Source organism: Octadecabacter arcticus 238, assembly GCF_000155735.2.
Classification (GTDB): domain Bacteria; phylum Pseudomonadota; class Alphaproteobacteria; order Rhodobacterales; family Rhodobacteraceae; genus Octadecabacter; species Octadecabacter arcticus.
The window spans coordinates 2,687,468-2,702,580 of the sequence record NC_020908.1 but is presented as its reverse complement, the minus strand read 5'-3'; the positions used below and the strand labels follow the sequence as shown (position 1 = coordinate 2,702,580).

The 15,113-nt window shown below is 55.7% G+C and carries 13 protein-coding genes and 2 pseudogenes; 9 read left to right on the top strand and 6 right to left on the bottom strand.

Features of this window, described 5'->3' with window-relative positions:
• The first annotated feature begins 117 nt into the window (after nt 1–117).
• The 3 genes from OA238_RS14045 to OA238_RS14035 all read left to right on the top strand — a co-directional run bounded on the left by OA238_RS14045 (nt 118) and on the right by OA238_RS14035 (nt 3,589).
• Nucleotides 118–2,265, top strand: a complete 2,148-nt coding sequence (locus OA238_RS14045) for a malate synthase G (RefSeq protein WP_015495671.1) — start codon at nt 118–120, stop codon at nt 2,263–2,265.
• A gap of 33 nt (nt 2,266–2,298) precedes the next feature.
• Nucleotides 2,299–2,727: a GlcG/HbpS family heme-binding protein gene (locus tag OA238_RS14040; protein ID WP_015495670.1), complete on the top strand. Its 429-nt coding sequence runs from the start codon at nt 2,299–2,301 to the stop codon at nt 2,725–2,727.
• An 88-nt stretch (nt 2,728–2,815) separates the two neighbouring features.
• Nucleotides 2,816–3,589: a gamma-glutamyl-gamma-aminobutyrate hydrolase family protein gene (locus OA238_RS14035; RefSeq protein WP_015495669.1), complete on the top strand. Its 774-nt coding sequence runs from the start codon at nt 2,816–2,818 to the stop codon at nt 3,587–3,589.
• Here the strand turns inward: OA238_RS14035 and OA238_RS14030 are convergent.
• The 3 genes and pseudogenes from OA238_RS14030 to OA238_RS33865 form a co-directional block, all read right to left on the bottom strand.
• Entirely contained in the window at nt 3,586–3,918 is a 333-nt protein-coding gene (locus OA238_RS14030; protein ID WP_044036865.1) for a hypothetical protein, read from the bottom strand. The genes OA238_RS14035 and OA238_RS14030 overlap by 4 nt on opposite strands.
• Before the next feature lie 198 nt (nt 3,919–4,116).
• Nucleotides 4,117–5,295: pseudogene (gene tnpC, locus OA238_RS14025) on the bottom strand (IS66 family transposase); the annotation flags it as partial.
• Between the two features lie 15 nt (nt 5,296–5,310).
• Nucleotides 5,311–5,532: a DUF6444 domain-containing protein gene (locus OA238_RS33865; RefSeq protein WP_015495645.1), complete on the bottom strand. Its 222-nt coding sequence runs from the start codon at nt 5,530–5,532 to the stop codon at nt 5,311–5,313.
• A 189-nt stretch (nt 5,533–5,721) separates the two neighbouring features.
• On the opposite strand from OA238_RS33865, the gene OA238_RS30290 reads away from it, so the two are divergent.
• Nucleotides 5,722–6,785 (top strand): IS630 family transposase gene (locus OA238_RS30290; RefSeq protein ID WP_085982764.1). Its coding sequence is split into 2 segments (ribosomal slippage): nt 5,722–6,211 and nt 6,211–6,785, totalling 1,065 coding nucleotides; the frame shifts between segments, so codons are not numbered across the junction.
• 114 nt (nt 6,786–6,899) lie between these two features.
• Nucleotides 6,900–7,349 carry a methyltransferase family protein gene (locus OA238_RS14010; protein WP_044038331.1) on the top strand — a complete coding sequence of 150 codons (450 nt, stop codon included), beginning with the start codon at nt 6,900–6,902 and terminating at the stop codon, nt 7,347–7,349.
• Nucleotides 7,350–7,439: 90 nt separating this feature from the next.
• Here the strand turns inward: OA238_RS14010 and OA238_RS14005 are convergent, their stop codons facing one another.
• Nucleotides 7,440–7,706, bottom strand: coding sequence for an SRPBCC domain-containing protein (locus OA238_RS14005; RefSeq protein WP_187293050.1), 267 nt, complete (start codon nt 7,704–7,706; stop codon nt 7,440–7,442).
• Between the two features lie 609 nt (nt 7,707–8,315).
• A pseudogene (locus OA238_RS14000) lies at nt 8,316–9,323 on the bottom strand (IS5 family transposase).
• Nucleotides 9,324–9,484: 161 nt separating this feature from the next.
• Between OA238_RS14000 and OA238_RS13990 the strand changes: the two are divergent.
• The 4 genes from OA238_RS13990 (at nt 9,485) to OA238_RS13975 (ending at nt 14,380) form a co-directional block, all read left to right on the top strand.
• Nucleotides 9,485–10,552 (top strand): IS630 family transposase, encoded by a 1,068-nt coding sequence (locus OA238_RS13990; protein WP_015495663.1) that lies wholly within the window; start codon nt 9,485–9,487, stop codon nt 10,550–10,552.
• A gap of 184 nt (nt 10,553–10,736) precedes the next feature.
• Entirely contained in the window at nt 10,737–12,308 is a 1,572-nt protein-coding gene (locus OA238_RS13985) for a Re/Si-specific NAD(P)(+) transhydrogenase subunit alpha (RefSeq protein WP_015495662.1), read from the top strand.
• A gap of 12 nt (nt 12,309–12,320) precedes the next feature.
• Nucleotides 12,321–13,754 (top strand): NAD(P)(+) transhydrogenase (Re/Si-specific) subunit beta, encoded by a 1,434-nt coding sequence (locus tag OA238_RS13980; protein WP_015495661.1) that lies wholly within the window; start codon nt 12,321–12,323, stop codon nt 13,752–13,754.
• 113 nt (nt 13,755–13,867) lie between these two features.
• On the top strand, nt 13,868–14,380 hold the full coding sequence (locus OA238_RS13975) for a hypothetical protein (protein WP_015495660.1): 513 nt from the start codon (nt 13,868–13,870) through the stop codon (nt 14,378–14,380).
• On the opposite strand, the gene OA238_RS13970 is transcribed toward OA238_RS13975, so the two are convergent.
• The gene (locus tag OA238_RS13970) at nt 14,377–14,916 is read right to left on the bottom strand and encodes a pseudouridine synthase (RefSeq protein ID WP_044038327.1); all 540 of its coding nucleotides are present in this window, start codon (nt 14,914–14,916) and stop codon (nt 14,377–14,379) included. The genes OA238_RS13975 and OA238_RS13970 overlap by 4 nt on opposite strands.
• Between the last annotated feature and the right edge of the window lie 197 nt (nt 14,917–15,113).

The following is a 15,113-nucleotide window of genomic DNA, read 5'->3' as shown; positions in this document are numbered from 1 at the left end:
TCTTAATTTTAAAGCGCGTTTCGGCAATTTCGTCAGAGCATCATGTTGCCAATATCGGGCATCTGTCCTACATCGCAATAAACCGCTGTGTACCGTGGCATACAAAGGATAAACCATATGACAAATCGAGTGGATCGCGCCGGCCTATCTGTGGCCACGGAACTTGCAGATTTTATCGACACGCAGGCCCTGCCTGAAACGGGTGTAGATGCAGATACGTTCTGGGCAGGCTTTTCAAGCCTGATCCATGACTTTGGACCAAAAAACAAAGCCCTGCTTGATCGTCGGGAAGAATTGCAGAGCCAGATCGATGACTGGCACCGTGCGCGCATCGGCCAAGCCCATGACGAAGCCGGATACGAGGCGTTTTTGCGCAAGATTGGTTATCTGATCCCCGAAGGCGATGATTTCACGATTGATACGGCCAATGTTGATCCGGAAATTGCCAGCATTCCGGGGCCACAACTGGTTGTGCCGATCACCAATGCGCGGTTTGCGCTGAACGCGGCGAATGCCCGTTGGTGCAGTCTTTATGATGCGTTTTACGGCACGGATGCCATGGGCCGTTTGGCGCAAGGCAAAGGCTATGATCGCGGCCACGGCAGCCGTGTTGTTGCGCGCACGCGCGTGTTTCTTGACGATGCGTTCCCTATCCAAGGCGCGTCGCACGGTGATGCAGAAACCTACGCGGTATCAGACGGTCAGCTTGTCACGGATGGCAACCTGTTGATGATGCCCGAACAATTTGTTGGCTACACGGGTGCTCCTGATAAGCCTGAAACGATCATGTTGAAAAACAACGGACTGCACGTTGAATTGGTCTTCAAAAAGGACCACCCGATCGGGTCTCATGATCGCGCAACGCTGGCCGATGTGCGCCTTGAGAGTGCTGTGTCAGCGATCATGGATTGCGAAGATTCCGTGGCCTGCGTCGACGCTGAAGACAAAGTTCTGGCCTATACAAACTGGCTTGGCCTTATGCGTGGCGATCTTGAAGCGGAGCTGGAAAAGGGCGGAAAAACTGTGACCCGTCGCCTCAGCGAGGATCGCACGTTCACGGCACCGGATGGTGGCATTGTGACGTTGAAGGGCCGCGCGCTGTTGTGGATCCGCAATGTCGGCCACCTGATGACCAATCCCGCAATTTTGGATCGTGACGGCAACGAGGCCTATGAGGGCCTTATGGATGCGATGATCACCACGCTGATCGCCAAGCATGACCTCGCGCGCGAAAGCGGCAATTCGGTGCATGGGTCGGTTTATGTTGTGAAACCCAAGATGCACGGGCCCGAAGAAGTGGCGTTCACCAACGTCATCTTTACCCACGTGGAAAAAGCGCTCAACCTGCCGCAACACACTGTTAAAATTGGCATTATGGATGAGGAACGCCGCACGTCGGTGAACCTTAAGGCCTGTATCCGCGCCGCAAAATCGCGCGTGGCCTTTATTAATACTGGCTTTCTTGATCGCACGGGCGATGAGATCCATACGTCAATGGAAGCAGGGCCCTTTAGCCGCAAAGATTTTATCAAGCGTAAGGGATGGATTGGTGCCTATGAAGACCAGAACGTCGATATCGGGCTGGAATGCGGACTTTCTGGCAAGGCACAGATTGGCAAAGGCATGTGGGCGATGCCCGATGCGATGGCCGCGATGATTGAGCAGAAAATTGCCCATCCGAAATCTGGCGCCAACTGCGCATGGGTGCCGTCGCCGACGGCCGCGACGTTGCATGCGTTGCATTATCACCGTGTCGATGTTTTTGCGGTACAGGCCAAGCTGAAAGCGGGTGGGCGGCGTGCCTATGTTCAGGCATTGCTGGATATTCCGCTGGCGTCCTACAAGGCATGGACCAAAGATCAGATCGAACGCGAAGTTGAAAACAACGCCCAAGGTATTCTTGGCTACGTGGTGCGCTGGATTGATGCGGGTGTGGGCTGCTCAAAAGTCCCTGACATCAACAATTTCGCGCTAATGGAAGACCGTGCCACCTGCCGGATTTCCGCGCAGCATATCGCCAACTGGCTGCACCACGACATCGTCAACGAAGCCGATACATTGGTGGCCATGCGCAAAATGGCCGCTGTTGTGGACGCCCAAAACGGCGATGACCCGACGTATCGCCCTATGGCGCCGGACTTTGACGGGATTGCGTTTCAAGCGGCCTGTGATTTGGTGTTTCGTGGGCGTGAACAGCCGTCGGGCTACACTGAACCTGTGTTGCACCGCCGACGCCTGGAACTAAAGGCGCAGCGCAACAGCTAAGGCCATTTCTTAACCCCAACAGCGGAGCGACACATGCCAGAAATTTCGATTACAAGAGCACGGACAATGATCCGCAAGGCGATCCAAAAAGGCCACGAGCTAGAGCTTAAGCCGCTCAGCGTTGTGGTTTTGGATGCGGGCGGCCATGTAAAAGCGTTTGAACGCGAAGATGGCGCAGCGCCGGGAAGATTCGCGATTGCGCAGGGTAAAGCCTACGGTGCGATCATGCTTGGCATGGCGGGCACTGCACAAATGGCGCGCGCCGAAGCCCAAGGGTATTTCATGAACGCGGTCAACGGACTGTTTGGCGGGCAAGTGATCCCTGTTCCGGGCGGTGTGCTGGTGCGTGACAAACGCGGCGTGGTCATCGGTGCGGTCGGTGTGACCGGCGATTCATCCGATAATGACGCAATTTGTGCCGCCTTTGGCATCGAAGCGGCTAATCTGGTGTCCGAAATCTAGGTCCTGGCCGTGTTTAGCGGTCGTGGCGCGGCAGTGGGGCTTTGATCTTGTCGCGTCGCTTGCTAGTTATCGGCTAAAGGGGTTCGTTATGCGCAAACCGGTCATTGGCATCATCGGCAATCATGATATTATTCATGACGAGTATCCTGCATTCACGTCGGGCGCGATGAACGCGGACGCGATTGCGCTGGTGTCTGGTGGGATGCCACTGATTGTGCCAGCAAACCCCGATTTCGTTGACGTGGATGATCTGGCAGACCTGTGTGACGGTTTTTTGTTCACAGGCGGTCGCCCGAATGTGCATCCTAGCGAATACGGGCATGCCGAAACCGACGCCCATGGGGCGTTTGACCGAAATCGTGACGCGATCACCCTGCCACTGATCCGCAAATGTGTGGACCGTGGCCAGCCTATCCTTGGCATTTGCCGCGGCTTTCAAGAGGTCGCGGTGGCCATGGGGTGCACGTTGCATCCCGAAATTCGTGACATTGCGGGACGCGACAATCACCGCATGCCGCCCGAGGGCACGTTGGATGAGAAATTTGAGATGCGCCATATTGTGACGCTAACCGACGGCGGCCCGTTCCATCACTTGTGGGGCAGGCGTGAAGTTATGACCAATTCACTGCATGGACAGGGCATCCTGGACGTTAGTGAGCGGATCGTCGTTGACGGTACAGCGCCTGACACGACACCGGAAGCGATCTACGTCAAAGACGCGATTGGCTTCACCTTAGCTGTGCAGTGGCATCCTGAATGGCAGGCTGGTCTTGATCCAGTATCCAAGCCGTTGTTTCAAGCGTTCGGACAAGCCGCACTGACTTGGGCGCAGCGTGATCAAACGATCCGTAAAAGCGCCTAAAGGCCAAGCTGCGACGCTGCAATACGCACGGTATCGCTGCCATTGGCGCTGCAATACCGCGCCAAATTATTTGACAGCGTGGCGGCATCGGGAACCGCTGCGACCCTGCCAGACAACCCACCAGCACGTGCTTGGCCCAAGGCCCAGTTGCTTGCAGCGGACAGGGCGGCGGGGTTGGTCAGGCGGTCACATTGGATCTGGCCGGGGTCAATCGGCAGATCGAATACGGCGGACGCAGGAACCGCGCTGATTGGTGTTTCAGATTGAGGCGGAGGGGTGCCACATGCGCCAAGCGCTGCTATTGGCAACATCAACAAAAACAGACGCATTCGACAAAATCCTTTAAAAAAAATGACCAACAACGCATGCGGAAATCTCGTGCAACATTGGCCCGTGCTGTGCCCCTAATCAAGTAGATCTTGGGGACTGATACCAGTGGCCATAATATCTGACTCATTTTTTTGGTTTTAATTTTGTAACTCCCAAGGACCCCATCGGATATCGGGTTTTGTGTTGCCCTTGCGACGTTAGAGCCGAGCGATGATCTGTTGTGGTGATAGGGTGAGTGTTTCGAGGATATTGCCCCCGTGTTTTCTGACCGTCGAGATGACGGATCTGATGTCAGCGAAGACCTGCGCGCCCTCGAGGGTGCGGAAAGTTCCCGAGATTTTCATGCGCAACTTCATCATGCGCAGGTCCCGTTCGGCCTGATTGTTGGTGAAGGGAACTGTGAAGTCCGTAAGGAACCTTAGGACGTCATCACGGTAGTCGCGCAAGCGGACCAGAAGGTTATGGCCTGGCCGCCTGGCTTTTCGGCCTCGCGCACCAGTGCGTCTAGCCAGTGGGTCTTGTCGCTCATGGAAGGCGAGGCCCTCGGTGAGGATCGCCATGTATTTGGTGAGGATGCCGTGGTGAACCGACGTGGGGAGTTCGGTCTCGCCTCGCCCCTGAGCCGCGCACTTGAGCTGATTGGCGCTGTTGAGCAGCACGCTCATCGCGCACGCCCACGGCTCCTTTTCGATTTCTTCGATGGCCTTGAGTTCCCGTAAATGATGCGCCCCGCACAGGGCGTGCGCGTCCACCCCACTCATATGGGCGTAATAGGACTTCCAGTGGTCATGAACAATTGTCCCGCCGGTCAGGAAGGATGGAACAGCACCGCGCTTGGCGCTGATGCGATAATGCGTGAAGGCGAGATCGCTGATTGAGTGCAGCCAGTGCAGCTTACCAGCAACACGAAGTCCGGTCTCATCCAGATGCCGAACGCCGCCTTCATTGAGCCGGGCCAGAATGTGTTCGACGACGCCACCCAAGGTACGCGCTGTGCCGTTCACCCAGTTGGTCACGCTGGCCGCGCATAGGCTGGTGGCACCAAACAAATCACGCAGGAGTTGGCAGACCCGATCCTCGGGGATCAGCTGCTGAACATTGCAGTAGACCGCCGCCGCCCGAATGCGCTTACCGTATTGCACGTGTGCATTCACGCCATCGGGAAAGGTGGCTGTCGTCGTGGCTCGGCAATGGCCACAACAATAAATCGCTGCCTGATGCTCTGTGACCTCCAGACGCGGCACCGGTATGTCATAAACCTGACGCCTCTCCACCGCCTTGATCATCCCAGCCGTCAAGCCATGCTGACAGGTGCCACAGGCCTCAGCCTCATGTCGCTCCACAAAGTCAGGCGTTGCTGTCTGACGTAGGGTGTCGCCTCGGTGGCCAACTTAACCACCACTTTTCTTACCGGACTTACCACGCAGGCTACGCGGTACCGGCTTCTTCAACCCATCACTCGAAGGCGGCTTGCTGCTATTACTGCTGTTCTTAGCCAACTGACGCCGCAGATCCGCATTCTCTTGCGCCATGCTCGCCAACGCGGCTTCCAACTCGGCGATCCTGCGCAGAGCCGTGGCAAGGAGTTGTTCAAGAGCAGTAACTTGGTCCATTCCACCAATGATTCAGAGAAATCGTCACAGCGCCACGAAATTCAGACCACAACAGAAAATTCATGCGCCTAATGGCCAAGGAGACTCACATCAAAACTGACAAAAACCCGTTATCGGCTGGGGTGCTTGGGAGTTACTTAATTTTTGGTAAACTCTGAATCAATGACCTCCACAGATTGGGAGGTGCTCATGGGTGGAGCCATAAAAATTACGCGCACGGATATGTCTGCGAAAGATTTGCGCCGTGCGGCAAAGCGAACCAAGGATGGGCGGGTTGTACGGCGACTACTGGCCATAGCGCTGGTGCTTGATGGGGTGGATCGTGAAACGGCTGCCCGCAGCAGTGGTATGGATCGACAAACACTTCGGGATTGGGCGCATCGCTTTAACGCAGAAGGCATTGAGGGGTTATCGGATCGGAATGGCAAGGGGGCAAAACCACGGTTGTCGCCCAAGCAACAGGCGCAATTTGTGGCGTGGGTGGAGGCCGGGCCCGACCCAGTAAAAGATGGCGTAGTACGATGGCGTTGTGTCGACTTGCAGGCTCGTGTTGAAGAGGAGTTCGACGTGAAACTGCATGTGCGTACGATTGGAAAATATCTAACCAAGCATGGCTTTCGCCGCCTGTCTGTGCGTCCAGAGCATCCGAAAACTGATCGCGAAGCGCAGCAGACTTTTAAAAAAACTTTGCGAGCCTCGTAAACGATACTCTGCCAGAACATGCAAAGGGGAAGCCTCTTGAAGTATGGTTCCAAGATGAAGCCCGCGTTGGACAACAGGGGACACTCACCCGTAAATGGGCCAAGCGTGGAACTCGCCCGCGCGCACCCCGTGATATACGCTTCAAATGGAGTTATATCTTTGGTGCCGCTTGTCCCGCACGTGGTACCGCCGCAGGTCTCGTTCTGCCCTACGTCAACGCCGAGGCTATGGGGCTGCATCTTGATGAGATCGCAAAAGCTGTCGCACCCGGCTCACATGCCTTGCTGATTGTTGATGGGGCGGGTTGGCATGGCGCAAAATGTTTACAGGTGCCAGATAAAATTACGTTCGTTAAGCTGCCACCGTATTCACCCGAACTGAACCCCATGGAAAACGTCTGGGCTTATCTGCGAGCTAATAAACTCGCAATCACAGTTTTCGACACCTATGACGAAATACTCGACAAATGTGCACAAGCTTGGAACTTCTTTGCGAACGACCCAGAGCGAATAAGTTCAATCACAGATCGAGAATGGGCAAGGGTCACTTAATTCGGCCATTGGTATGATGGGCTTTGCGGCGTGAGGTATTAGCAGACGATGCACCGACCTGCCTTTGGCGCGCTTGGGCTGGCCACACGGGGCCTATCGTGTCAGATGTCGTGGATGAAATGGTTTGATATTCCACCAGTCTGGCTCGTTGGGGCCCTGATTGCGACCTACTGGCTGAGTCAGGCGCAGCCCTTTGGGCTGAGTCTGGATCATGCAATCACGCAGTTTCTGGCGGCGGTCCTGATCGGGGGCGGGCTGATCTTGATGCTGCTGGCCATTGCCGAAATGCGCCGCAAGAAAACGACGGTCATTCCCCATCTTGAGGCGGACTACCTTGTGCAATCAGGCATCTTCAAGCGGACGTGCAACCCGATCTATTTGGGCGATGTGCTGATCCTTGCGGGGTTCATATTGCGGTGGGACGCGCCGCTGGCGCTGCCACTGATCCCAGCTTTGTTCTGGATCCTTGAAACTCGGTTTATTGTGCCCGAAGAAGACCGCCTGCGTCGCAAGTTCCGGCAGGATTTTCACCGCTACGCGGAAAAGACGCTCCGCTGGGTTTAGATCGGCTGCGCGTCAGATCTAGAAATTGTTCTCATCCAGTTTCGCGTAGGACTCCTCCATCCCGTCGGCGCCCCCCATGTCTAACATTTGCTATCGTGATCCCGCATCGGGCAACGTCATGCGCAGCGTCAACAACGTACCCACACCAGATGATGCGAACGTGGTGACAATGTGATTGTCGTGCGTCGGGTCCGGGATGTGCATCTGCTCGATATGTTCAATCAATTGGTCTGGTGTCTGCTTGATATACTGCCCGCTGATCGCAAAGTCGCCACCCTCACTGTCGTCCCATTTAAAGTTGAATGTTCCGCCCTCGCGCGAGTGCGTTTCACAGACGCGCATTGTCCTGCAGGGCATTCCAAGCATTCATTGGCGGATCAAATCTGGTTCCTGATGGGCGCGGTAGACGTGGGACGGCGGGGCTTTGAAGGTGCGGGTCACAATGACGTGGGTTTCGCCTTCAACGGCAAGTTTAAGAAGGGGCATCAGATGTCTCTTTTTTTTGCAGGGTTTTAAGCACCGTATCGAGGCGGTTGTATCTGCTGGCATGACTGTTCGCGATCATGCTCAACCACGGTTCAATCGCGCCAAGACCGTCGGGCGACAGGCGGCACATCCGGTGCGTGCCTTGGCGGTGGCGAGTGATGAGGCCGGCGGTTTCCAGCACCTTGATATGGCGCGAAATTGCTGGGCTGGCTCATCTCAAACGGTTCGCAGATGTCCATAACCCCGACATCACCACCCGTGAGGCGCGCCAAAATCGCGGGCCGCGTTTGATCAGCGAGGGCAGTAAAAATACGGTCGATGTCTTCGGTGGCAGGTTTAGCTATAGCTATATTAGAGACCTCAGCATAACCTGTTGTTTGGGTTCCCGTTGGTCATGTGTTTCCAAAAGCTGCCTGTGTTTACGCTCTTAGGCGACTGTAGCGTTGGGTTTCAGGCGTTATTTTTTGATTTTGGTCCCACTTATCCAGTGGGTTCCGGGTCTGGCAGGCCGTAGAGCGCCAAGAACTTTGCCCCCTTCGCGATATTATGGGCGATGGCTGCCAGGCCGAACAGGGTCAGGTTTTTAGCCAGCCCCCTCAGCCGCGTTCGAGCCAATCCATAGCGGGATTTATAGGTGGCAAAGGGGCGCTCGCCGCCGGAGCGGATCACGGCAATCTCTTTGTTGCGGACCAAATCCGCTTTGGACAAAGGGTGGCCCCGATAGCCCTTGCGCTGCACTTGATCATCAATACCAAACTGCGCCAATTTTTCGCGTGTGGCTTGCGAAGAATAGGCGGCATCCGCGTAAAGCGCTGCCTCGTCGCCCAGCAATAGCGTGTCCCGTTCGGTACTGTCATGGGCATTGCCTGGTGTGACCGTTTGGCGGTGGATGAAGCCATCTTCGTCGACGCCAGTGTGGACCGAGTAGCCGTAGGTGGACTTTATATTACCGCGACTGTCGGCCTTTACGTGCCAGCCCGCATCCTTGTCGCGCGTGGGTTCATCATTGGCGTCTTTGCCGTACCCCGACTGCGCCGCTTCAACCGGAGTGGCATCGATGATATTGATGCGACCTTCAGTCATGATGATATGTTTTGCTTCAAGTTGGCGGTTCACTTCGCCCAGTAAAACCTCCCACAGGCCCAGTTCCATCAACCTCGCCCGAAAGCGCCCAATGGTAGTGGCGTCAGGGACATCCCCACCCAATTCGAGGTGACAGAATTTCCTGAACAACAGATCGCGAAACAGGGACAGAGCCAGCTCAGCATCACTCAAGCGATATCAGATGCCCAGCAATGACGCGCGGAGTAAAGTCAGCAATGGATAGCTCGGGCGGCCAGTCTTGCTGGCATAGATTTCGGCCATGATTTGTTCGAGCTTTACCCAGTCCAAAATCGCCTCGGCACCGTCCAACCCTTGCAGGCTCGCATGCTCAAGATCAGCGCTGGTAATGAAGAGTTCGGGTTGGGTGGAAAATGGCTTCTGCATGGCTTTAAAATAGCAAAATTAAACCTTCAGGGGAATCCCAGACTTATGCAGAGGCCTCATATTAATATATATACTCCTGCGCCTGAATTGACCTGACGATTTTGGGCCTGCGATTCACTTCGTCGCATGGCCAAAGGCGGTTCAGTCTGTATTTTGAGTTTATGAGCAAGCAATACAAAACAGTCTCCTTATCCGACGAGCAGCGCATAGCACTTGAAGCGCTTTGCCGCCGCCGCAAAGTTGACGCCCTTGTTTGGAAACGGGCGCGCGCGTTTCTTCTTTTGGACGCAGGAGAAGACGCCGGAACGGTTTGCCGGATTTTGGATATTGGCCCGACAGTTTTGACGGAGTGGCGATTTGCCTTTGCCGGTGCGGGACTATCGTTTTTCGGTCTGAAGGACTACAGCCAGCGTCAGGGTCATTTGTCCGTCGTGCAAGAGCAGGTGGTGAGAGCCCATTTCACCGCGCAGCCTGCCCGCAATGCCGATGAGGTCTGTGCCTATGTTCTAGCCGAGTGCGACCAAAACTACAGCACGTCGGGAGCCGCCAAGCTGATGCGCCGCCTGGGGTTCGCGTATAAGAAACCACAATTGCTGCCTGCACAGGCCGATGAAGCCAAGCAGGCTGCGTTTATTGCCAAATATGAGGCCCTGATGAACGGGTTGGCCGCAGATGAGATGGTTGTCTTTTCGGACGCTGTCCACCCCGAACACCAGAGCCGCCCCGCCCATGGTTGGTTCCCCAAGGGACAAAAGACGGCCCTGAAGGCGACATCAGGGCGCAAGCGGCTCAACATTCAGGGCGCGCTTGACCTTGAGACTTTCCAGGTCACCTTTGTGGAAGGCGAGAAGATCAATGCCCAGACAACCCGACAGATGCTGGAAAAGTTGGAACGCAACAACCAAACCAAGACGGCCATCCACGTCTTTGTCGACAATGCCCGCTATCATCATGCCAAGATACTACAGCCATGGCTGGACAGCCCAGAACGTCGGGTGAAGTTGCATTTCTTGCCAGCATATGCCCCGCACCTCAACCCGATCGAGCGTCTTTGGGGTGTTATGCACAAATGGGTCACCCACAATCGGCACTATGCAACGTTCAACCAATTCACAGAGGCCATTTTCGACTTCTTCCGCAAGACCCTGCCAGAAAAATGGCCAGAGTTCCGCGACACCGTCACCGACAACTTCCGCGTCATATCGCTCAAGGAATACAAAGTGATTTGAGGGGAAAACCTCAGGTCAATTCAGGCGCGGGAGTATAGCTGTCAGCTTATTTCGATATGCGCGATTGCAACACCTGCGACGTCCGTTGGCGCAAGCCGCGCTATCTAACCGTCTCTTTTCCTTGTGAATTGGCTTATCGGGCTGTAACTCGTTCGATACCGACGGTTAACATGGGGAAGACGGCATGAAAATTGGCACGCCAAAGGAATTATTTGACGGGGAAAGTCGCGTTGCGATGACGCCAGCTTCCGCGCTTGAACTGCAAAAACTCGGCCACGATTGTGTGATTGAGACCAAGGCGGGCGACGCTGCTGGTTTCTCGGACAAGTCCTATAAGGACGCCGGCGTTGAGGTTGTGAAAACCGCCGCCGCCCTTTGGAAAGCGGCCGATGTCATCGCCAAAGTGCGCGTGCCAGACGAGGGCGAAATGAAACGCCTTCGCGCAGATCAGACATTGATTTCTTTCTTCAGTCCGGTCGCTGACGACGACAAGATGAAATCTGCCGCCAAAAAGGGCGCGACCGTTGTGGCGATGGAAATGATCCCGCGTATCTCGCGCGCACAGAAGATGGACGCGCTGAGTTCCATGGCCAATATCGCGGGCTACCGCGCGGTCATTGAGGCAGGCAATCATTTCCCGCGCTTCTTTACGGGGCAGATCACAGCGGCGGGTAAGGTCCCGCCGGCTAAGGTTCTGGTGGTGGGCGCTGGGGTTGCGGGCCTTGCGGCGATTGGTACTGCGACGTCGCTTGGCGCGATTACCTACGCATTTGATGTACGCCCGGAAGTGGCCGAACAGGTCGAAAGCATGGGCGCGCAGTTTGTGTTCCTCGACTTTGATGAAGACCAAAAAGACGGTTCCGAAACAGGCGGGTACGCTGCCGTGTCCAGCCCAGAATTTGCCGCCGCGCAATTGGCGAAATTCCGCGAAATTGCGCCGGACATGGACATTGTCATTACGACAGCACTGATCCCCAATCGCGCCGCACCCGAGCTTTGGACCGAAGACATGGTCAAAGCCATGAAGCCCGGATCGGTGATCGTAGATTTGGCGGCAGAAAAGGGCGGCAACTGCAAGCTGACCGTGATGGATGAAAAGATCGTCACCGAAAACGGCGTCACCATCATTGGCTATACAGATTTCCCGTCCCGCATGGCAGCGCAATCATCAACGCTTTATGCCACCAACGTCCGCCATTTGTTGACCGATCTGACACCGGACAAAGACGGTAAGATTAACCACAACATGGAAGACGACGTGATCCGCGGTGCGACCATCGCCCACGCATCAGCCGTTACGTTCCCGCCGCCGCCACCGAAAATTCAGGCGATTGCGGCCAAACCGAAAGCGCCGGTAGTTGAACTCACACCAGAGCAAAAGCGCGCAAACGAAGTTGCGGCGTTTAAGGCGCAGACCAAAAGCCAGGTGATACTGCTGTCTGTGGGGGCGCTCCTGCTTTTGGCGGTCGGCCTTGTGGCACCGGCGTCGTTCATGCAGCACTTCATCGTGTTTGTATTGGCGGTTTTCGTTGGCTTTCAGGTCATCTGGGGCGTCGCACATTCGCTGCACACGCCACTTATGGCGGTCACCAATGCAATTAGCTCGATCATCATTCTGGGCGCACTTATGCAGATTGGATCCGGGTCGTTCATCGTCGTAGTGCTGGCCGCACTTGCGGTGTTCATGACAGGTATTAATATCTTCGGGGGTTTCCTCGTGACACGGCGCATGCTCGCTATGTTCCAGAAGTCGTAAGGGAAAATAACAATGGAATTTGGTTTTACAACAGCGGCTTACGTCGTTTCAGCGGTTCTTTTCATTCTGTCACTGGGCGGGCTTTCGGGGCAAGAGAGCGCCAAACGTGCGGTCTGGTATGGCATCGTCGGCATGGCGCTGGCGGTGGCTGCGACACTTGTTGGGCCTGGTGCAGGCTATTGGCTGTTGTCGGTGCTGATGATTATCGGCGGCGGCGCGATTGGCTATCAATTGGCGACCAAGGTGCAGATGACGCAGATGCCCGAACTGGTCGCCGCGATGCATTCGCTGGTCGGTCTTGCGGCGGTCTTTGTCGGACTTATCGCGCACATCGAACTCACGCGCGTGATGGGTATGGACGCTCCAACGCGCGACGGATTGAGCGGATTTGCAGGATTGCTGGCGCATAAATCTGGCGTTGAAATCAGCATTCTGCGTGTTGAATTGTTCCTTGGTGTCTTCATCGGCGCGATCACCTTCACCGGCTCCGTTGTTGCCTATGGCAAATTGGCTGGCAAAGTGGACAGTGTGGCGCAAAAGCTGCCCGGCGGGCATCTTCTGAACATCGCGGCTGCGGCCATCGCTGTTGTGACGCTCATCACCTATATCAACACGGGTGGGTTCTTCCCGCTGTTCCTGATGCTGCTGGTGGCGCTGTTTATCGGCTATCATTTGATAATGGGCATCGGCGGCGCGGACATGCCTGTCGTAGTGTCCATGCTGAACAGTTATTCCGGTTGGGCGGCGGCTGCGATTGGTTTCAGCCTTGGTAATGATCTGTTGATTGTGGTCGGCGCGTTGGTCGGATCAAGCGGTGCGATCCTGTCCTACATCATGTGTAAGGCGATGAATCGCAGCTTTGTGTCCGTGATCTTGGGTGGCTTTGGCGGTCCGCAGGGCGAACAAATGGCGGTGGAAGGCGAACAGGTCGCCATTGAAGCCGACGGTGTGGCAAGCGCGCTGGAAGAAGCCGACAGCGTCATCATCATCCCAGGTTACGGCATGGCGGTGGCACAGGCGCAGCAGAACGTCGCAGAACTGACACGTCGTCTGCGCGCCAAGGGTAAGACCGTGCGCTTTGCCATTCACCCCGTCGCGGGGCGTTTGCCGGGTCATATGAACGTGCTTCTGGCCGAAGCCAAAGTGCCCTATGATATCGTCATGGAAATGGACGAGGTAAACGACGATTTCCCCACGACAGACGTGGCGATTGTGATCGGTTCCAATGACATCGTGAATCCTGCAGCACAGGACGATCCGAACTCCCCCATCGCGGGGATGCCGGTTCTGGAATGTTGGAAGGCCAAGCAGGTGTTCGTGTCCAAGCGTGGCCAAGGCACGGGGTATTCCGGCATCGAAAACCCGCTGTTCTTTAAGGAAAACACCCGTATGTTTTACGGGGATGCAAAGGCATCGCTTGATGCATTGTTGACCAAGATTAGCTAAACTAGATCGGTTTATCACATTTTGGGAAAAGGCCGCGTCAACACCGCGGCCTTTTTTGTGGCAACTAAGGCCTGTCGCCCCTTTTGAAGGCATGCAGCAAAAAGGAACTGATCATGCGACTTTTGACACTGACGACGGCATTAATGATTGCAACGACGGCGACGACTGTGGCGTTGGCAGATGTGCATGTCACGTTCCGCGATGGCGCACCGAAAGACATCTTCATCATTGCCAATCTGGGTGCGTGTTCCACTGGTCCGATGACGTTGACGATTGATCTGGCGACAGCGCCTGCCGGTCTGATTTTCGACATCACCAACGAGGGTGAGGGGGTTGCCGTATTTCAACCGTTTGAACTTGCGTCAGGGGCCGAATTTGTCATCGGTGTCAGCCCAGTGAGCGACGGTGATCAGAGCCTCACGCTTGAGCTGTCAGACATGGCTCCCAACGCCGAAGTTCGCTTTACCATTGATATGGATGACACAGGCGGCGGTCGCGAGATTACGGTGAACGGATCAGAAACCGTGGGCGCAATGATCCTGATCGCAGGTCGTTCGGTCCAAGCCGAGGGTACGTTCGATGAGACGGGCATAGCCCGCGTCCCACTGGTTGACTGCATCGCTTAGATTGTGCGCCACTGACCTTGATCGATCCCGTCCAAGGTCCACGCGCCGACGGACCAACGCACAAGGCGCAAGCAAGGAAAGCCGATATGTGCGCACATGCGTCTGACCTGACGGTTGCGGCCTTCGGTGATGGTGACTTCGATCCAAGCGTCGGGGATCGATTTTCGCACGCGCACGGGTGGGTCGCGGTGCCATACATCAGGCGGGTCGATCAGGCGCACCTGCGCGGGCAAGGTGGGGCCGTCTTTTAAGGTCACTCTGGTACGCAGCGGCGCAAGGTCGGCGTCGGTCGGATCGCCTTCAATCTGAACCAGATAGGTTTTTGGCGTCTTGAATGTCGGTTTGGAAAGCTGCGCCTGAAGTTTGCCGTCATCTGTGAGCACCAGCAGGCCTTCGCTGTCACGATCCAGTCGTCCAGCCGCATAGACTCCCTTGGGCAGATTGAAGCCCGATAGCGTCGGGCGTTCGGTTGGGCTTTTGGCATCGGTGAACTGTGTCAGCACACCGAACGGTTTATTAAACAGAATTGTGGTCATGGGGATAGGTAGCGTGTCGGGTGCTGTGTGTGAAGGGATCTTGCGATCCGCGCTTGCTGCGGGCGTGATGCAGATTTTCATCGAAAATCTGTTGGTAGTTCTCAAAAAGGGAAGAGGGGGCGCTGCCCCGCCCTTCGGGCTCCCCGAGATATTTTTGAAACAAAGACAACCTGAGCAAGAAAAATCTGTGGGTGCGC